This window comes from Streptomyces sp. NPDC090022 (assembly GCF_044748145.1).
Classification (GTDB): domain Bacteria; phylum Actinomycetota; class Actinomycetes; order Streptomycetales; family Streptomycetaceae; genus Streptomyces.
The window spans coordinates 357,599-375,409 of sequence record NZ_JBIVFN010000002.1 but is presented as its reverse complement, the minus strand read 5'-3'; the positions used below and the strand labels follow the sequence as shown (position 1 = coordinate 375,409).

Sequence of the window (17,811 nt, the reverse complement as noted above, 5' to 3'; positions counted from 1 at the left end):
TCGGTCACCACCTTCTGAGGACTCGGAGGGCGATGAGACGCGTGCGACGGTGCATCGTCAGCTGTTCGCCCGTCTCGAAGAGGAGGCATTTGGCGCCGCGCGGCAGTTGGCGGATGTCGATCACTCGGTACGGCTCGCCGCCGACCTGGATGACGTCGCCGCGCTGCACGTTGGTCGAGGTGATCTCCACCGGCGAGGCGATGGCGCCGGTCGGGGTCCATGGCGTCATCCCGTCGCCTCCGTGGAGGCGTGGTGGGTGGACGGCGCGTGGCAAGAGCAGGCGCACGCCTCGTAGATGACGGGGATGCCGAGCGGGGCCGTGGCCGGGGAGGAGTGCGCGCACTCGTGGTGCGTGCCGATTCGGCATGCGGTCGAGTGGTACGGCGCTGCCTTGGCGTGGAGCATCAGGAAGCCTCCACCGGCGAGAGGTGCCGGCGGGCCGTGGGCGGTAATGGCGTGCGGCGGTGAGGGCTTCCCGGGCGCCGGCCTCTGGTGGGTGGCGCTGCGCGGCGGATACGGTTGAGCACGCTGATCAGCTCCTATCGCTGATGGCCAGGTCCCCGGACGTCGCCCGTCGCGGGGACCGCTTTGTGTACGGCGGCCCATAAGGTGCGGCCGTTCTCGCTGCTGGCGTGGAGGCCGAACCGGTCTGCCTGCGCCACCACGTCCAGGGCCTCCCGCCATGTCTGCACGGGGAGGGGTTCCGGCACCTCCGCTTCGATCGTCGTTCGGTCGGCGTGCTGCTCCACGCGCGTGACGAATCCGAGGGCGGACAACCCGGCGGCGATGTCCTCGGCGCTTGGCTTCGAAGCGGGCACAGACAAGCCTCCGTCGCCGGATGATGACACTGCGTGAAGCTAGTTAACTAGATTAGAGCTAGTGGACTAGATTTTCCATATGCCTGAGCAGCCGCCATACCTCCGCATCGCGGATGTCCTTCGAGAGCGGATCGCGGCGCACGAATGGGCGCCGGGGGATCGGCTCCCCTCACGGGCCCAGATCGCCCAGGAGCACGGCGTTGGCGACAACGTGGTGCGTCGGGCGCAGGAGTTGCTGATCTCTCAGGGTGTGCTGGAGGGGCGTGCGGGGTCGGGGACGTATGTCGCCGAGCCGCGGCAGCGGGTGCGGGTGGTTCGATCCGTGGCGCGGGAACAGGGCGGTGGTTCGCCGTTCCGGTCCGACATGAGGGCCATGGGCAGGCTCGGGGACTGGGAGAGCCGCATGGAGGCCAAGGTCCCGGCGCCGGCCGAGATCGCCGCGCGGCTCGGGATCGCAGAGGGGGACCTGTGCGTGCGGACCACGTACGAGTTCCTCGCGGACGGTCGGCCCGTGCAGCTGTCGACCAGCTGGGAGCCGTACGACCTCACCGGCGGGACCATCGTCGTCCTGCCTGAAGGCGGGCCGCACGCGGGGGAGGGTGTCGTGAACCGGATGGCCGTCATCGGCATCACGGTCACCCACGCCGTGGAGCAGCCCGAGCCGGCGCACGCGAGCGCGGAGGAAGCCACGCTTCTCGGGATCCAGAAGGGGTCCTTCGTGACGCGCATCCGGCGGACGTACTACAGCGACGAGGGGCGCCCCGTGGAGACGGCCGACATCGTCGTGCCCGCCGCGCTGTGCGAGATCGTCTACGAGGTGCCTGTCAGCCGGTAGGGGTGGTGGCCGCCCGGGGCGCCCGAGGTATGTTGCGCCTCATGTCGAGTGGGCCTCCCATCTGTCCGTCGTGCGACAAGCCGATGCAGTGGCACGGGTTTCTCCTCTTCCAGCGTGAGGAGGACGACAAGCGCGTCTGCCGAGCCTTGTGGCGTTGTGCGGAGCGGCACTTGTGGTGGCACTGGGCTGATCGGCCGGACGATCCCCTGGAGATCTGCCCACTTCCCGACCCCATGCGGTGACATCAACGGTGGCGAATGACGGCGGTGCGGGAAGCTTCCGGGCGATGGGTCGCCGTCAGTTGGGATGGCTGGTGGGGCGCGGCCGAGAGGGCCATGGCGGTGATTGCTCGACCCACCGTTGCAGGCGGGCGCAGGCCACCAGCGCGCTGCGGTCTTCGGTGAAGTAGAACAGGAAGGACCATTTCTGATCGACGGTATCGATCATCCCTCCGCGGACCGGCCGGTCGTGCTCGCGGAGGAGCTGCACCATTTGTTCCAGCCCCAAAGGTTCGACTCCGTGCAGCCGCATGCGCCGAAGTCGGCGGGCAAAGACCCCGGCATGCTGTCCTGCGGGGGCGGCTGTGGCCCACGTGTGGAACGTGGCGCCGTCGCGTAGGGCGGCGAGAGCAGCCACGGACAGCTCGTCGTCACCGGACAACAGCCTTTCCAGCGCGTGTCGTTCCATGGTCACCCCCGCCCGGATGCTGCGGCACAGCAGCCGAGAACCGCAACCCCAATATGCGTTCGCGTCCGGTGGCGTCGCTCGTAGGTCTGGTGTCGGCCGGTATACCCGTCGCTGACCAATCCGGCTAGAGCTACGGCTCAGAAGGTTCGCAACGCGTGAAAGGGGGGTGGGGTTGGAGCCCCATCGGGATCCCGAAGCCGAGGCTCGGGGAGCCCTGTCCGGCCACCCCCCTTGGCCGCCGTGTTCCTCAGTGGGAACATCGAACCGGCCCATCACGTAGTCGGAGGCTAGCGCCGGCCACTGACACCGGCTCGCAGTTGCTCCCACGCGTGCCAGACCCGTGCCAGATGTGTGCCAGGTAGGGCGGAGAACAACGGTCAACGGCGGGCGTCGAGGTAGGCCGCAGGGTCACGCCTGGCAGTCGTTTCCGCTGGTCAGAGGGCAGATGGCGCTAGCAAGATCGGTGATTCCCAAGCTTATAGCGCGGGTTCGATTCCCGTCATCCGCTCTTCCACGAAGCCCCAGGTCAGAGACCTGGGGCTTCGTCGTTCCCTTCGTGGCCGATCGGTCCGGTCGGCTCGTACACGGACGGGCCCCTGACGACACCGCCTCAAGCCGAATCGCGCCGCTGGAGCGAGGCGAGTTTGGCCGGGTCGATGACGATGTGGATGTCTGTGATCCGGCCTCGGACGACGGTGAAGGCGATGGCGGAGAGCGGGGTTCCGTCGGGGCGCCAGGCCATATGACCGGGGACACCGTCGACCAGGACGGGCCGGTGGTGGGCGGCCTCGCCGGAGAACATGCGGGCGCCGGCGGCGACCTTGGTGGCTCCGAGGGTGACGACCACGCCGGCGGGGGTGTCGACGGTCAGCTTCACGTTCGGGTCGAGGACGCGCAAAAGCGCTTCGAAATCACCGCCGAGGGCGGCCGCGCGGAATGCCTCGACGACCTGCCAGTGCTCGTGGCCGAGGTCCGCCGGCCGGTCCGTGGTCCGGACCTTGCGGCGGGCGCGGCTGGCGATCATCTTGGTGGCGTCGGCGGATTTCCCCAGCAGCTGGCCGATTTCCCCGAACGGCACCGCGAACATGTCGTGCAGGACGAACGCCAGGCGTTCGGTCGGGGTGAGCGAGTCGAGTACGACGAGCAGGGCGAGGCCGACCGAATCGGCCAGCACCGCCTGTTCGTCGGGCGCAGGGTCGTCGGCCGACGTCACCACGAGGTCCGCGGGCTGCTGCCCGTAGGCAGCCTCGGGGCGGGACGTGCGGGATCTCAGAAGGTCGAAGCTGATCCGGCCGACCACGGTGGTCAACCAACCGCCCAGGTTGTCGATGGTCGCCTCGTCCTGGCGAGCGAGGCGCATCCACGCTTCCTGGACCGCGTCCTCGGCGTCGGCGTGCGAGCCCAGGATGCGGTACGCGACGGCGCGCAGCCGATCGCGCTGGGCTTCGAACGCCTCGGTCACGGGGCCGGGCGGGGTGGCGGTCACGGCTTTCGCTGCTGCCGGAGCGAGATCCGGTTGCCGTCCGGGTCCACCGCCTCGACGCGGACCCCGAACGGATAGTCCACGGGTTCGGGCTCCTCGAAGATGACGCCGCGTCGATGCATGGCCTCGAAGTCCTTTCGCAAGTCCTCGGATTCGAGGATCAGCGGACCGGGTACGCCCTCGCCGCCCGGCTGTCCCGCGGCCGCCGCGTGCGACCACAGGAGTATGTGCACGGGGCTGTTTGGAACGCCGACGGTGAGGAAACGTCCGTCGGGCCCTGGGAAGTCGAGTCTCTTTTCCAGGCCGAGTCCCCCGGTGTAGAACTCCAGCGCGCGGTCCTGATCGGTGACGTAGACCGTCACGTACATGATATTGGTCAACATCCTGTTCTCGATTCGCTCGCAGGTGTGGCGACCGTTCGAATTGAGTCGTCGCTCCTATGACGAATGCCGGCGGGGGAAGGTAACAGGACCGGTCCGCTGCAGCGGTTGCCGAGCGCATGAGGTGCGGCTCAGTAGTGCATGTCCAGGTCCGGGGCATGTACCGGCTGGTCGATCAGTCCGGGACACCATCACGTGCGCCCGCAGACTTCTCGGTCTGACACTCCGCGGGCCCACCGTGCCACAACGTGCCAGTAGGGGCGGTAGCCAGCGGTCAACAAGGGACTCGCCGAGGCGACCCGCGCCGGACCATCAGTGCACGTTTTCACAGGTCAGCAACTCAGCGCACCTTCGGTGCGCGCCGGGGGAGCGGTAAATCCCGTGGCGCGCGCCGGGGGTGCTTCCGTCCGCCCTGATGCGGGTGGAGTCGGGTTGGAGACCGTGGAGCTGTCGTTCCGGTCGAAACCGATGCCTCTGTGATGCTGTGCAGCTCGTAGGTCAGCATGGTGCTGAGGGCTTTCCACGGGAACCGTGGAGTGTTGCTGTGAGCACGGGCGTCAGATTCCTGATCGACCCGGGCCCTCCCGGAACGGCGTTGCGTCTTGCCCTCGTCGAGTGAGAGGAGCGGGCCGTGGACATCCTCCACGAACGCTGTGCGGGCATGGACATCAGCAAGAAGGACGCCAAGGTCTGCGTGCGGACTCCCAGTACGCGCCGCCGGGGCACCTTCACCACCGAGACAACGACGTGGGGCGCCACCACCAACGCGGTCCTGGAACTACGCGAGCACCTGCTCGCCGCGAACGTCTCGCTGGTGGTGATGGAAGCGACATCGGACTACTGGAAACCGTTCTACTACCTGCTGTCCGAGGGCCTGAACGTGATCCTGGTCAACGCCCGGCAGGCCAAGAACCTCCCCGGCCGCAAGACCGACGTCTCCGATGCCGCCTGACTGGCCCAGCTCGGTGCCCACGGGCTGCTGCGGGCCTCGTTCGTGCCACCCGAGCCAGTGCGTGAACTGCGCGACCTCACCCGGGCCCGGACAGCAGCCACCCGCCAGCGCGGCCAGGTCGTCCAACGCCTGGAGAAGCTGCTGGAGGACACCGGCATCAAACTCTCCGCGGTGGCCGCCGACATCATGGGCGTCTCCGGCCGGGCGATGCTGGAGGCCCTGATCGCCGGCGAGCACGACCCGCAACTGCTGGCCGAGCTCGCCAAACGCAAGCTCCGCAACAAGATCTCCGAGCTCACCGAGGCACTGACCGGCCGCTTCCGGGAGCATCACGCTTTCCTGACCCGCCTGCACCTGGACCACTACGACCAGCTCACCATCATGATCGAGGAACTCACCGGGCGGATCGACCAGGTGATGGCACCCTTTCGTCCAGCCCTGGACCTCCTCGGGACCATCCCCGGGGTCAAACGGGCCGTCGCCGAGGTGATCACCGCGGAGACCGGCGGGGACATGACGCGCTTCCCCTCCGCCAAACACCTCGCCTCCTGGGCCGGGGTCTGCCCCGGCCACCACCAGTCCGCCGGCCGCACGAAGAACACCAAGGTCCGCCCCGGCAACCCCCACCTCAAGGGCGCCCTCGGCCTGGCCGCCCTCGGCGCCGCCCGCACCAAGGACACCTACCTCGCCGCACGCCACAAACGGCTCACCGCCCGGCGCGGAGCGATGAAGGCCCTGGTCGCCGTCGAGCACTCGATCATCACCGCGATCTGGCACATGCTCACCGACCACAAGCCCTACCACGAGCTCGGCGGCGCCTACTTCACCCAACGCGACCCCGAGCGCGCCACCCGCCACGCGATCACCCAGCTCAACCAGCTCGGCTACACCGTCACCCTCAACCCCATGGAGACCGCAGCCTGACCGGGCAGACCCGGACACCCGGCAGCCCACGACGGCCACCGGGCACCCAGCCATGCCCACACCCACCCTGACCTGCTGCTATTTACGCGTCAGGCGTCATGCACAGGCCCAAGTGCCGGGTGATTCCCAAGCTTATAGCGCGGGTTCGATTCCCGTCATCCGCTCTTGAACGAAGGCCCAGGTCAGCGACCTGGGCCTTCTTCATTGTCTAGACCTCTCAGCCCTTGCCGTGCCCTCCGCGTGCCCCAACTCGCAGGAACGCCCTGGCCGGAGGCCCTTTCGCGCACCACTTGCACCGCACGGACAGGAAGGCGTCTCGGATACCGAGACGCATTTCATATGACCTGCGTCACAACCTGACCGTCGGTCCGGTAATTCGCTTTCCCAAAGCGACAGTTGGTGCAACGGATGGTTCAGGAGCAGCAGTCGCATTCGGGGCGGCGCCCGCAGGCGTCCGACGGCGCGCCGACTGACGGCGCGGCCACAGCTGCAGGCGCCGCACAGCAGCCTTTGCCCTGCCAGGCGTCCCGGCCTTCCTTCACGGCGATGGCGGCGATGACGAGGGCCGCGATCGGGTCCGCCCAGGACCAGCCGAGGGTGGCGTTGAGCACCAGCCCGACCAGCAGGACGGCGGAGAGGTAGGTGCAGAGCAGGGTCTGCTTCGAGTCGGCGATCGCCGAGGCGGAGCCGAGTTCGCGTCCGGCCTTGCGCTGGGCGGCGGACAGGAACGGCATGATCGCGAGGGAGAGGGCGGCGATGACGATGCCGGGGACGGACGCCTCCGCTTCACCCGTCCCCGTGAGCGCGCGGAGGGCGTCGAAGGTGACGTAGGCCGCGAGGGCGAAGAACGACACCGCGACGATCCGCAGCGTGGTCTTCTCGCGGGCGTCCCGTACCGCGTGGTCGCGGGCGGAGAACTGCCAGGCGACGGCGGTGGCGGAGGAGACCTCGATGACGGAGTCGAGGCCGAAGCCGATCAGCGCGGTGGAGGAGGCGATCGTGCCGGCGGTGAGGGCGACGGCCGCCTCGACGACGTTGTAGGTGATCGTCGCGGCGACCAGGAGCCGTATTCGCTTGGCGAGCACATCGCGGCGGGCCGGCGACGGACCCAGGGATATGGACGCCATCAGCAGCAGCCCTTCGATTCCGCGTCGGGGCAGGTCTTGTCCTTCTCGACGGCCACGACGGCTGAGCGCAGGTCGCCGAGGGCGTGGCCGAGTCGGGCATCGGCCAGCTCGTAGCGGGTCCGGCGCCCGTCGGGGACGGTGACGACCAGGCCGCAGTCCCGCAGGCAGGTCAGGTGGTTGGACAGGCGGGTCCGGGAGACCCCGAGGGTGTCGGCGAGGTCGGAGGGGTAGGCCGGTGCCTCGCGCAGGGCAAGAAGGATGCGGCAGCGGATCGGGTCGGCGAGCGCGCGGCCGAAGCGGGCCAGCACCTCGATGTCAGGGGCGACGGTAAGCACCCTTCGACAATACAGAGGATCCTGAATCCAGGAAACCCTGGATCATTCGGCCCTGGACGGGCGCCCCTGGCCCTTGGGAACGGGTCGCGGACCAGGGGTAGCGCGTGGAGTCGGGCCTCGCGTCAGCCCGACCCTTCCGTGACCGACCGGCGCCTGCTCTCCACCCAGGCGTACGGCACCGGCCAGCACCTCGCAGCCCGCCAGTCCCTCTACCAATGGCAGACCCCACGACACGACCTCCCCGGCATCGTCGTGGGCGAGCTGGCCGGCATACGCGGAGCAGTAGCGGACGTCGGCTGCGGCAACGGGAAATTCGTACAGCGGGTACGCGCAGACCGGCCGGACCTGACCGTGCTCCCCATGGACATCTCCCCCGGCATCCTGGCAGGCATCGCCGGTGCCGTGGCCGCGGACGCCCAGAGGCTCCCGATCGCGGACGGGGCCCTGGGCGCGGTCCTGGCCGAGGACGGCATCGCCATCGCGTCCACCAACAGCAGGACCGACAAGCGGGAACTGGAAGACCTCTGGCGACGAGCCACAGGCGACGTCCTCGGCCTTCCGGAGGGCCCCGCACGAGTCCAGCTCTCCGCCCGCTTCACCCTGGAGGACGCCCCCGCCATCCTGGGCACCGTCTTCGACGATGTCCGGACGATCCCTCTCCCGGGAGTGATCGAAGTGACCGAAGCCGCACCCGTGATCGCCCACCTGGCCTCGTACGAGGCATGGGCCGACCAGATGGGCGTGCCGTTCAAGGAAACGATCGAACGGGCCCGAGACCGAGTGGAAGAGACCATCCAGGCAGCGGGCGCTTTCCGCGTCACGTGCCTCGGCGGCATCCTCGTCTGCCGAGGAGCGGACTCGTAACGCCGGGCGCCCGGACAAGCACCGGCCTGCACTGCCTGGTGGGCGACCTCTCGGCGACAGGCAGATCAGCGCTGAGGGCCCTCGGTGCCGGGCTGGGCTACAGGACGGGGGCTCGGTGCGTCGACGACTGTTCCCTCGACGATGCGGGGCGTGTCCGCGCCGGCCTGCTGATGCGCTCCGGGAGGGGAATCCGGTCCGTCGGCCTTCATCGCTCGCGCTTCGCTCTTGAGGATTCGGGCGGATTTACCCATGGAGCGGGCGAGTTCGGGGAGCTTCTTGGCGCTGAGGACGACGATCGCAATGATGAGGATGATCGCGATCTCACTGATGCCGAACATGCTGCACTCCTCAGTCGCTGCGCATTGGCCCCCAGCCGGTGGCTCGGTACCGTCTCGCATGGCCGTAGTGAAATCTACAGGACTGTAGAAATATGGACCAGGGTCCCTACGTCCTGGCGCCTGGCGGGCGAACGGCCAGGGAACATGGACGGACAGCCAGGGGTACGCCGCCAGTACGATGAACCGCCCCGCGGTCGTGGCGGGCTGATGACGGGAGGTCGACGGCATGGCGGACCAGGTCAAGGGCGGTGCCGGGCAGGATTCCCCCCGACGAGGGCAGGGTGAGCTGGAGGGCCAGGTGCTGGCCTCGCTGAATGACGCTCCGGGGCCGGTGAACGCCGCCTGGGTGCAGAAGCGGCTCGGTGGCGGTCTCGCCTACACGACCGTGGTGACGATCCTGACCCGTTTGCAGGCCAAGGGCGCAGTCACCCGGCAACGGGCCGGGCGCTCGTTCGAGTGGACGCCGGTGGCCGACGAGGCCGGGCTGGCGGCGCTGCGGATGCGCAGGGTGCTGGACGCGGAGTCGGACCGCGAGGCCGTGCTGGCGAGCTTTGTGACCGCGTTGCCTCCGGGAGACGAGCGGCTGCTGCGGGAACTGCTGGCGCAGGCCGCCGAGGAAGGGGAAGACTGACGCCCATGGGGGTCTTCGTCTTCCTGCCGCTGGTCCTTCCGTTGACGGCGTGGCCGATCGCGCGCCTTGCCGAGCACCACCTGCACCCACGGGCCGCGACGTGGCTGCTCACCGCCGTGGCGGGCGTGCTGGCGGTGTGCAGCACGCTGTGTCTGGCCCTGCTGATGGTCGTCGGTACCGCGCAGCTGCCGGGCAACCCGCTGCCGGACGGCTGGTCCGATCCGGAGGTGCGCGAGGCGGTCCCGTACGACGAGGTCGCGGGCAGAGCTGCAATTCCGGCCCTGCTGGTCGTCGTCGCTTCGTGCGCGCGGGCGGCGTGGCGGCACCACCGGATCCGGCTGCGCGCCGGTCAGGCGCTGGCCGGGCTGCCGTCCCCTTCGGTGGCGGTCCTCACCGACGAGGATCCGTACGCGTACGCGCTGCCCGGCCGCCGGGGCCGGGTCGTGGTGACGACGGGGATGCTGGCACTGCTCAGCTCGCGGGAGCGGCGGGCCCTGTTCGCCCATGAGCGTGCGCATCTGACGGGGCGGCACCACCGGTTCCTGCTGGCGGTGCAGCTGGCAGCGCAGGCCAATCCGTTCCTGCGTCCGCTTCGGACGGCGGTGGCGTTCACTGCGGAGCGGTGGGCAGACGAGGAAGCCGCCGCTTCTGTGGGCAGTCGGCGCACCGTGGCACGGGCGGTCGGCAAGGCGGCGCTGGTCTCGCGAGGTGCCCCGGCTGCGACGCTGGCCGGCTTCGCCGATGCCGGGCCCGTTCCGCGTCGGGTGGCCGCGCTGCTGCGGCCTGCGCCGAGCACGTCGTGGTGGCCGCGTGCCCTCACGCCCGTGGGTATGGCTGCCTGGGGGGCCGCTGCCGGTACGACCGTCTCGGCCCTGTCCTCGGCGAACTCGGCCGTCACCCTGTTCTTCATCCTGGAGGCGGCCGCCCCGCTGTAGTCCGGGTGGGCGACCGGCGACCGGGGCAGCCGCGTGACGCGACAGCCCCGGCCGGTCTCGGCGCTAGAGGTCGAACTCGTGGGGCGGCAGGTCGAGGGTGTAGCAGGCTTCGCGGACGACGGCCTGCTCGGTCTTGTCGAAGTCGCCATCGGCACCGCCGATGACGATGCCGATCTGGATGACCGCGCGCGCCTCGGCGGGCTTCTTCTTTGCCTTGGCGATCTCCTGCATCACGCTGACCTTGCCGAAGGCGAAGTCGGCGGTCAGCTTGTCGAGGTTGTCCTCGAACCGCCGCTGGAGGTCGGCGGCGTCGAAGTTCTGCAGCACCTCGTTGGTGGCGATCAGCTGGGCGACCCGCTGCCGCTCGGAAGGGTCGACGGTGCCGTCGGCGGCGGCGACGAGCGCGCACATCGCCATGGACGCGTCGCGGAACGCGCCGGACTTGAGGTCGTTCTTCTTCGCCACCAGTTGGGTCTGCATCGTCGATGCGGACTCCTTGATGCGGTCCCACAGGGCCATGCCAACTCCGTTTGCGTCAGGCAGGCGTGATGGGCCGGCGGTAGGCCGCCCAGGCACCCGCGTTTCTACATCAATGTAGAAACTATCAGGAGGGGCCGGTCGGCCGCCGCCTCGATCCCCCTGAGGAGCGGCTACGCCTCCTCGTCCCCGCCGTCCTCGTCTTCGCCTTCGAAGAAGTCGCCCACCTCATCGACGACTTCGGCAGCCACCATTCCGCCGACGACTCCGACGGCGAGGCCCGCCGCGCCCGCGGCGACGACGGTGCCCATGCCCGGGCCGGAGCGGTGGCCGTGGCCGTGATCGCCGTGCCCGTGGTGGCCGTGACCCTTGTCCGCGTACGGGTCACCGTGCACGGCATGCGGCGCGTGGGAGCCGTAGGTGCTGCGGCGCTCCACGAGCTGACGGATCCAGGCGTCGACCTCGGCGTTCCAGTTCACGGTGTGCACATCGCCGTGGGCCACGGTGTGGCGGGAGAGGGCGTCGTGCCCCTCGGAGAAGAAGCCGCCGCGCTTGTCCGCTTCGAGGACGACCTCCAGCCCTGCGGGGCCGGCGAGGAAGGTCACCTCGATCTCGTTGACCTGGTGCGCATAGGCGGGCGCGGGGGTGAGTTCGATCTCCTGGTAGAAGGGCAGCTGCTGGCCGGTGCCGTGGATCTGCCCGTACTCCAGGTCGGCGGACTTGAAGCCGAAGCCGAGCTGCCCGAGGGCTTCGAGGATCGCCTCCTGCGCCGGGAGCGGGCGGACGGTCAGCGGGTCGAGGTCTCCCTTGTCCTTCGCGCCGGCCACGCCGAGCTCGGTGCGTACGCCCAGGACGATGCCGAGCGGCTGCCCGTACAGCTCGGTGATCGGCGTCTCCCACGGCAGCGGGAAGGCGAACGGGATGCTGCGCTGCTCACCCTCGGCGAGGCGGAAGTTCCCGCCGACCGCGATCCGGTGGAAGACCACCGCGCCCTCGGACTCGCCGTGGTCGTACTCGGCCTCGACCCGGGCGATCAGTTCCAGGGTGATGTGGTCGATCGTGAAGTCGGCGCTGCCGCCCTTGATGTCGACCTGTCCGGACAGGGTCCCACCGGGGGTGGCGGAGACCGGGTCCAGGACCGTGTCCACGGCCGGGCCGCCGACACCGAGTGAGCCGAGCAGTCGCTTGAACACCATCGTGGCGTCCACTCCTTCATGTGATGCGTACGGTGCGTTGAAGCAGCGGGCCGGCGCCCCGCCGCAGCGGGGGGGCGCCGGCCCGGGCAGGGGTTACTTCGCGGAGGTGTCCAGCGCGGCCAGGGCCTGGGCCCAGCGGGCGTACTTCAGGTCGGCCAGGTCCGCGACGGTCTTGATGCCGAACGCCTCCTGGAGCAGGTCGCCCTGCCGGTCGGAGACGCCCTTGAGCGCGGAGACGGGCGCGGCGAGGATCTCCGGCAGGCTCTTGTCCGCCCACGCCTTGTCCAGCATCTTGTCCAGGTCGATCGAAGCCATGACTGCCCCTCCCAGTGGATCGCGGAAGAACACGGGACGTGCGGGCGGCAGGCCCGCCGACGGAAATGATCCCGCCGGCCCTCGCGTTCTCTACACAACTGTAGAAGCATAGGGTTCGAGGGTCCGCCACAGGAGGCGATCTGGCGACATTCCGGAGAAAGTCCGAAAGGCGCGCCCGCGGCGAGCCACGCCACTCAGCAGCCGAGGGACTTTACTTACCCTTTACGATGAGTTCGGGGACACTTCTCCCCACCAGACGACCCGTGGATCCCGCCCGGTCCACCGAGCAAAGAAGGAGCAGCAGACCCGCAATGGGTGAACCTCCCAGTCCCAGCCGTGCCACGCCTTGCCCGAGAACCTTTGAGTCGGGAGCGGGGGTGGCACGGTGACCGAAGTCCTGCTGCTTCTTCTCGCGCTCGCTCTGACGCTGGCGTGCGCGGTGTTCGTCGCCGCCGAGTTCTCGCTGACCACCGTGGAGCGCAGTGAACTCGAACGTGCCGCCGCGGCCGGTGAGCGGGGCGCCGAGGGCGCCCTGAAGGCCGCCAAGCGCCTGACCTTCCAGCTGTCCGGTGCCCAGCTGGGCATCACGGTGACCTCGCTGGTGATCGGCATGCTGGCCGAGCCGTCCGTCTCCGCGCTGCTGCGCGGCCCGCTGGAGGCCGTCGGCCTGCCGGCCGGGGCGGTGTCCACCACGGCGACGCTGCTGGGCGTGGCAATCTCGACGGTCGTGCTGATGGTCGTGGGTGAGCTGGTCCCGAAGAACTGGGCGATCTCCCGTCCGCTGGCCGTCGCGAAGGTCGTTGCCGGTCCGCAGCGCGCCTTCACGGCCGCGTTCGCGCCGCTGATCCGGCACCTGAACAACACGGCGAACCGCCTGGTGCGCCGGTTCGGGCTGGAGCCGGCGGAGGAGCTGGCCTCGGCCCGTACCCCGGAGGAGCTGGTGGCTCTCGCCCGGCACTCGGCCCGCGAGGGAGCCATCGAGGCGGACTCGGCCGAGCTGTTCGTGAAGTCCCTCCACCTGGCCGAGCTGACCGCGGAGAACGTGATGACCCCGCGTGTGGACGTCCAAGCTCTGGAGGCCCACGCCACCGCCTCGGACGCGGCGAACCTGACCCTGGCCACCGGCATCTCCCGCTTCCCCGTCTACCGCGACACCCTCGACGAGGTGATCGGCACCCTCCACATCCGCGACGTCCTCGCGCTGGAGGAGGAGCAGCGGGTCAAGACCCCGGTCACGGACCTGATGACCTCCGCCCTGCTCGTACCGCACTCACTTCCCGTGGACACCCTCCTCGGGCGGCTGCGCAAGGCCCGCACCATGGCCGTGGTGATCGACGAGTACGGCGGCACCGCCGGTGTCGCGACCGTCGAGGACATCGTGGAAGAGGTCGTCGGCGAGGTCCGCGACGAGCACGACCCGATAGAGGTCCCCGACCTCATCGAGGGCCCCGAGCAGGATGGCCGCAAGGTCTGGGAGGCCGACGGCAGCGTCCGCCTCGACGAACTGGAAGAGATCGGCTTCCACGTGCCCGAGGGCCCGTACGAAACCCTCGCCGGCCTGATCGCCACCGAGCTGGAGCGCATCCCCGTCGAAGGCGACACCGTCACCGTCGACGGCTGGGCGCTCGCCGTGCTCGACATAGAGCACCACCGCGCGGACCGCGTCACGATCACCGCCCCAGCAGCGACCTCCGCCGACGACGGCACCATCTCCGGGAAGGACGTCCGATGACCACAATCCAGCTGCTGATCGGCGCGTTCACCCTGATCACCAATGCCTTCTTCGTCGGCGCCGAGTTCGCCCTCATCTCCGTGCGCCGCAGCCAGATCGAACCCGCCGCACTCAAGGGCAACCGGCGGGCCAAGACCACGCTGTGGGGGCTGGAGCACCTCTCGGCGATGATGGCGACCGCCCAGCTCGGCATCACCGTCTCCTCGCTGGTGCTGGGCGCGGTCGCCGAGCCGGCCATCGCGCACCTGCTGGAACCGCCGTTCCACGCCATCGGTGTGCCCGAGGGCCTGATCCACCCGATCGCCTTCGTCATCGCGCTCACCCTGGCGACGTACCTGCACATGCTGGTCGGCGAGATGGTCCCGAAGAACATCGCGCTCGCCGCCCCGGCGCCGACCGCCCTGCTCCTCGGCCCGCCGCTGGTCGCCCTGACCCGGGCGCTGCGCCCGTTCGTGTTCGGCATCAACGCCTTCGCCAACGCGCTGCTGCGGCTGCTGAAGGTGGAGCCCAAGGACGAGGTCGGCTCGGTCTTCACCGACGACGAACTCACCCGCCTGGTCAAGGACTCGTCCGCGGCCGGTCTCCTCGGCCCCGAGGACGGCGAGCGCCTCCAGGACGCCCTGGAGCTCGGCACCCGGCCGGTCGTCGAAGTCATGGTGCCCCTGGAGCGCGTGGTGACCGTCGGCCACGACATCACCCCGCGCGCGCTGGAGCGGACAGCCTCCGACCACGGCTTCTCCCGCCTCCCGGTCACCGGCCCCGGCGAGGAGATCCTGGGCTACCTGCACATCAAGGACGCCCTCGGCGTCCCCGACCGCGACCAGCCCTTCCCGCGAACGTCGTTGCACCCGATCACCAAGGTCGCACTCGACACCCCGCTGGACGACACCATGACGGCCATGCGCGCGGCGGGCACCCACCTCGCGGCCGTCACCGGGAGCAAGGGCACCGTCCTCGGCTTCGTCACCATGGAGGACCTGCTCGAAGAACTCGTGGGCGCGGCCCACGACCCGAGCGCCTGACGGTAGGACGCCCTCCGCTCGTCGGCCCACCCCGGAATGCCGAGACCGCGAGACCGTTGCCCGCATGCTGCTCACGGGCAACGGTCTCGCACCCTTCCTACGGCCTGCAGGGTGCGCACGGCCGCGCCCTTGAGCTGGGGCCGCTCCCTCACGAACCGCCGGACAGCACGCGACGGCTCGCGGCTGAGCCAGTGCAGGGCCGCACCCGGCCTGGGCCGCAGTACGGCGCCCTCGTGCACGATCAGCTCCCCCGTCTTGAGCGAATCCTTGTACGCGGCGTCGCCCCTGCCGAGGTCAACCAGGTCGATGCCTGCGCCGGCAGCCGCCTCGATCACGCGGCGGTAGAGAACGAGACCCGGCGAGTACCTGGCGACGTCCCGGTCGTAGGCGGGGAACCAGCACGACAGCACGGTGCGCGAGCGCAGACCGAAATGTGCGGCGACAGGCCTCTCGCCCGCGTACAGCACCGACAGCAGGCCCGAGCAGGCGGGTGCGTCCGTCTCGGCGAGATTACGCACCAGGCCGCTGATCCAGTCCTGAGCGAACCGGTCACGCCGGCCAGTCCGGCGGTACTGGGCGGACTTCCACTCCATCAAGGTCCGCAGGACCGCCGGGTTCCGGTCGTCGAACACGAACCTCAGGGGCCCGACCTGCCGCGCCAGGCGGCGCTCCTGCGCCAGGGTCGACTTCAGGAACCGACGGGAGCCTGCCCGGAGCACCTCTTCGTAGCAGGCGTAGCCGCCGGCCAGATCGATGACTGGCGAAGCGAACCGCCCGGTCGCATACGGCAGGAACAGGTCCTGACCGCTTTCGAGATGGTTGAACTCCCAGACGGACAGAGAGCCGGCGCGCAGCAGCTCATACGGATCGACGCTCACTCCGGGGCGCAGAACAGCGCCCTGACAGTCGGAGACACCCAAGCCGATCGCACGGCCGCGGCCCCACCGGCCTCGCTCGAACGGGAAGAAGCCGACCGGCTCTCCGCCCTGACGCACCACCGCAACCCTGGCACCGGGCCGGACACGGCCGACCGCCTGGCAGAACTCCGGACTCATGAAGGGATTGGCCACCAGGGCCGTCGTGGCCCACAGCTCACCCCACAGCTCAAGGTCTGCCCGGCCCATGTCGGCAGGGTGAATCACGTCGATGCGTTGGACGGACATTGCGGCTCCTGGTTCGTGGACTACTCGTGGGGGCCGCAGCCCGTCTCCCACCACGCGAGCAGTGGGTCAGGCCATGCCGGACGACGCGCGCACAGACGTGGGCCCCACTGTCTCAACGACCCGCAGCGCCTCTAGGCCAGCCTGTTCGCCCCAAGACGCCTCCCCATCGGTCGCGGCCGCGCCGGCCTGGGTTGGCGGCACTGCGGTCAGCAGCCGCCCGATGAGACGGGCGCACCGACGCCAATCTGCAGCGTGGTCGCGGCGGGGGTGGCGCAGCAGCCGCCGCCGCTCTGCTCGGCGGCCTCGGGCTGGTCGAAGAGGCCGGCGCCGCCGCAGACTCCGGTTTCGGGGAGGGTGAGTTCGACGCGCTCGGCGGCCTCGCGATCACCGGCGAGGGCGGCGGCGATGGAGCGGACCTGCTCGTAGCCGGTCATGGCGAGGAAGGTCGGGGCGCGGCCGTAGGACTTCATGCCGACCAGGTAGACGCCCTGCTCCGGGTGGGAGAGCTCGTTCACGCCGTGCGGGTAGACGGTGCCGCAGGAGTGCTGGTTGGGGTCGATCAGCGGCGCCAGCTCGGTGGGGGCCTGGAGGCGCTCGTCAAGGCCGAGGCGGAGTTCGGCGAGGAAAGACAGGTCGGGGCGGAAGCCGGTCAGCCCGATGACCTCGTCCACCGCGTCGAGGCGGCGGCCGTCCTCGCCGACCAGGACCAGGCGGTCGTCCGCGTCCCGTTCGACGGCTTCGGTGCGGAATCCGGTGACCGCGTCGGCGTATCCGTTGTCCACGGCGGCCTTGGCCGCGAGACCGAGGGCGCCGCGGGCGGGGAGCTGGTCGGCTTCGCCGCCGCCGAAGGTGGAGCCGCTGATGCCGCGGCGCAGGATCCACACGGCGTGGGTGCCGGGCTCCTCCTTCGCGAGGTCGGCCAGGTAGGCGAGGGCGGTGAAGGCGGAGGCGCCTGAGCCGATGACGGCGGTGCGCTTGCCCGCGTACCGGGCTCGGACAGCCGGGTCCTTGAGGTCGGGCACGCGGTAGGAGACCCGCTCCGAGGCGGCGCGCTCGCCCAGGGCGGGGAGGCCGTCGCCGCCGAGCGGGCTGGGCGTCGACCAGGTGCCGGAGGCGTCGATCACCGCGGCGGCCAGGATCCGCTCTTCGCGGCCGTCGGCGGTGCTGAGGTGGACGGTGAACGGCTGGGCGTCCCGGTCGGCGTCCACCACGCGGTCGCGGCCGGTACGGGAGACACCCGTGACCGTGGCGTTGTAGCGCACCCGGCGGCCCAGCACATCGGCCAGGGGCTGGAGGTACTTCTCCGCCCAGTCACCACCGGTCGGGTACGCGGCGCCGTCGGGCTTGACCCAGCCGGTCGGGGCGAGGAGCTTCTCGGCCGCCGGGTCGATGACCTCGGCCCAGGTGGAGAACAGTCGTACGTGGGACCAGTCGCGGGTGGCGGTGCCCGCGCTCGGCCCGGCCTCCAGGACCAGGGGCTCAAGGCCGCGTTCGACGAGGTGAGCGGCGGCGGCCAGGCCGACGGGGCCGGCGCCGATGACCACGGTCGGAAGGGGCGCGGGGGCGGTGTTGTCGCTCATCGGGGGCTCCATTGGCA

General features: G+C 70.0%; 19 protein-coding genes and 1 pseudogene. 7 read left to right on the top strand and 13 right to left on the bottom strand.

Annotation, left to right across the window (positions count from 1 at the left end; translation table 11 throughout):
• Positions 1-4: 4 nt before the first annotated feature.
• Together ACIPXB_RS06285 and ACIPXB_RS06280 are read right to left on the bottom strand one after the other, a co-directional pair.
• Entirely contained in the window at positions 5-229 is a 225-nt protein-coding gene (locus ACIPXB_RS06285; RefSeq protein WP_401445200.1) for a hypothetical protein, read from the bottom strand.
• Positions 226-405 (bottom strand): hypothetical protein, encoded by a 180-nt coding sequence (locus tag ACIPXB_RS06280; RefSeq protein ID WP_401445198.1) that lies wholly within the window; start codon positions 403-405, stop codon positions 226-228. The genes ACIPXB_RS06285 and ACIPXB_RS06280 overlap by 4 nt, the downstream gene beginning before the upstream one ends.
• A gap of 492 nt (positions 406-897) precedes the next feature.
• Between ACIPXB_RS06280 and ACIPXB_RS06275 the strand changes: the two genes are divergently transcribed.
• Positions 898-1,653: a GntR family transcriptional regulator gene (locus tag ACIPXB_RS06275; protein WP_401445195.1), complete on the top strand. Its 756-nt coding sequence runs from the start codon at positions 898-900 to the stop codon at positions 1,651-1,653.
• Between the two features lie 297 nt (positions 1,654-1,950).
• On the opposite strand, the gene ACIPXB_RS06270 is transcribed toward ACIPXB_RS06275, so the two are convergent.
• The 3 genes from ACIPXB_RS06270 to ACIPXB_RS06260 all read right to left on the bottom strand — a co-directional run bounded on the left by ACIPXB_RS06270 (position 1,951) and on the right by ACIPXB_RS06260 (position 4,206).
• The gene (locus ACIPXB_RS06270; protein WP_401445833.1) at positions 1,951-2,340 is read right to left on the bottom strand and encodes a hypothetical protein; all 390 of its coding nucleotides are present in this window, start codon (positions 2,338-2,340) and stop codon (positions 1,951-1,953) included.
• A gap of 610 nt (positions 2,341-2,950) precedes the next feature.
• Positions 2,951-3,826: a sigma-70 family RNA polymerase sigma factor gene (locus ACIPXB_RS06265; protein ID WP_401445193.1), complete on the bottom strand. Its 876-nt coding sequence runs from the start codon at positions 3,824-3,826 to the stop codon at positions 2,951-2,953.
• The gene (locus ACIPXB_RS06260; protein WP_401445190.1) at positions 3,823-4,206 is read right to left on the bottom strand and encodes a VOC family protein; all 384 of its coding nucleotides are present in this window, start codon (positions 4,204-4,206) and stop codon (positions 3,823-3,825) included. Before ACIPXB_RS06260 ends, ACIPXB_RS06265 begins: the two co-directional genes overlap by 4 nt.
• 628 nt (positions 4,207-4,834) lie before the next feature.
• On the opposite strand from ACIPXB_RS06260, the pseudogene ACIPXB_RS06255 reads away from it, so the two are divergent.
• A pseudogene (locus ACIPXB_RS06255) lies at positions 4,835-6,079 on the top strand (IS110 family transposase).
• Between the two features lie 413 nt (positions 6,080-6,492).
• Here ACIPXB_RS06255 and ACIPXB_RS06250 read toward each other — a convergent pair.
• Both ACIPXB_RS06250 and ACIPXB_RS06245 read right to left on the bottom strand, forming a co-directional pair.
• On the bottom strand, positions 6,493-7,206 hold the full coding sequence (locus ACIPXB_RS06250) for a cation transporter (protein ID WP_401445187.1): 714 nt from the start codon (positions 7,204-7,206) through the stop codon (positions 6,493-6,495).
• Positions 7,206-7,541, bottom strand: a complete 336-nt coding sequence (locus tag ACIPXB_RS06245) for an ArsR/SmtB family transcription factor (RefSeq protein WP_401445185.1) — start codon at positions 7,539-7,541, stop codon at positions 7,206-7,208. The genes ACIPXB_RS06250 and ACIPXB_RS06245 overlap by 1 nt, the downstream gene beginning before the upstream one ends.
• Before the next feature lie 138 nt (positions 7,542-7,679).
• On the opposite strand from ACIPXB_RS06245, the gene ACIPXB_RS06240 reads away from it, so the two are divergent.
• On the top strand, positions 7,680-8,405 hold the full coding sequence (locus tag ACIPXB_RS06240; RefSeq protein WP_401445183.1) for a class I SAM-dependent methyltransferase: 726 nt from the start codon (positions 7,680-7,682) through the stop codon (positions 8,403-8,405).
• Between the two features lie 65 nt (positions 8,406-8,470).
• Here the strand turns inward: ACIPXB_RS06240 and ACIPXB_RS06235 are convergent, their stop codons facing one another.
• Positions 8,471-8,743, bottom strand: coding sequence for a twin-arginine translocase TatA/TatE family subunit (locus ACIPXB_RS06235; protein ID WP_401445180.1), 273 nt, complete (start codon positions 8,741-8,743; stop codon positions 8,471-8,473).
• A gap of 226 nt (positions 8,744-8,969) precedes the next feature.
• On the opposite strand from ACIPXB_RS06235, the gene ACIPXB_RS06230 reads away from it, so the two are divergent.
• Positions 8,970-9,374 (top strand): BlaI/MecI/CopY family transcriptional regulator, encoded by a 405-nt coding sequence (locus ACIPXB_RS06230; RefSeq protein WP_401445178.1) that lies wholly within the window; start codon positions 8,970-8,972, stop codon positions 9,372-9,374.
• A gap of 5 nt (positions 9,375-9,379) precedes the next feature.
• Positions 9,380-10,309: a M56 family metallopeptidase gene (locus tag ACIPXB_RS06225; RefSeq protein WP_401445175.1), complete on the top strand. Its 930-nt coding sequence runs from the start codon at positions 9,380-9,382 to the stop codon at positions 10,307-10,309.
• Between the two features lie 63 nt (positions 10,310-10,372).
• On the opposite strand, the gene ACIPXB_RS06220 is transcribed toward ACIPXB_RS06225, so the two are convergent.
• The 3 genes from ACIPXB_RS06220 to ACIPXB_RS06210 form a co-directional block, all read right to left on the bottom strand.
• Positions 10,373-10,828, bottom strand: a complete 456-nt coding sequence (locus ACIPXB_RS06220) for a tellurite resistance TerB family protein (RefSeq protein WP_401445173.1) — start codon at positions 10,826-10,828, stop codon at positions 10,373-10,375.
• Positions 10,829-10,959: 131 nt separating this feature from the next.
• Positions 10,960-11,982, bottom strand: a complete 1,023-nt coding sequence (locus ACIPXB_RS06215) for a sporulation protein (protein WP_401445171.1) — start codon at positions 11,980-11,982, stop codon at positions 10,960-10,962.
• Positions 11,983-12,075: 93 nt separating this feature from the next.
• Positions 12,076-12,297 carry a hypothetical protein gene (locus ACIPXB_RS06210; RefSeq protein WP_401445168.1) on the bottom strand — a complete coding sequence of 74 codons (222 nt, stop codon included), beginning with the start codon at positions 12,295-12,297 and terminating at the stop codon, positions 12,076-12,078.
• A 385-nt stretch (positions 12,298-12,682) separates the two neighbouring features.
• Here ACIPXB_RS06210 and ACIPXB_RS06205 point away from each other — a divergent pair, with 385 nt between their 5' ends.
• Both ACIPXB_RS06205 and ACIPXB_RS06200 read left to right on the top strand, forming a co-directional pair.
• Positions 12,683-14,029 carry a hemolysin family protein gene (locus ACIPXB_RS06205; RefSeq protein WP_401445166.1) on the top strand — a complete coding sequence of 449 codons (1,347 nt, stop codon included), beginning with the start codon at positions 12,683-12,685 and terminating at the stop codon, positions 14,027-14,029.
• A complete protein-coding gene (locus tag ACIPXB_RS06200) occupies positions 14,026-15,051 on the top strand; it encodes a hemolysin family protein (protein ID WP_401445164.1) in 1,026 nt (341 codons plus the stop codon). The genes ACIPXB_RS06205 and ACIPXB_RS06200 overlap by 4 nt, the downstream gene beginning before the upstream one ends.
• Positions 15,052-15,122: 71 nt before the next feature.
• Here the strand turns inward: ACIPXB_RS06200 and ACIPXB_RS06195 are convergent, their stop codons facing one another.
• Positions 15,123-16,214 carry a GNAT family N-acetyltransferase gene (locus tag ACIPXB_RS06195; protein WP_401445162.1) on the bottom strand — a complete coding sequence of 364 codons (1,092 nt, stop codon included), beginning with the start codon at positions 16,212-16,214 and terminating at the stop codon, positions 15,123-15,125.
• Between the two features lie 206 nt (positions 16,215-16,420).
• Positions 16,421-17,794 carry an FAD-dependent oxidoreductase gene (locus tag ACIPXB_RS06190; RefSeq protein WP_401445159.1) on the bottom strand — a complete coding sequence of 458 codons (1,374 nt, stop codon included), beginning with the start codon at positions 17,792-17,794 and terminating at the stop codon, positions 16,421-16,423.
• Positions 17,795-17,811 lie beyond the last annotated feature (17 nt).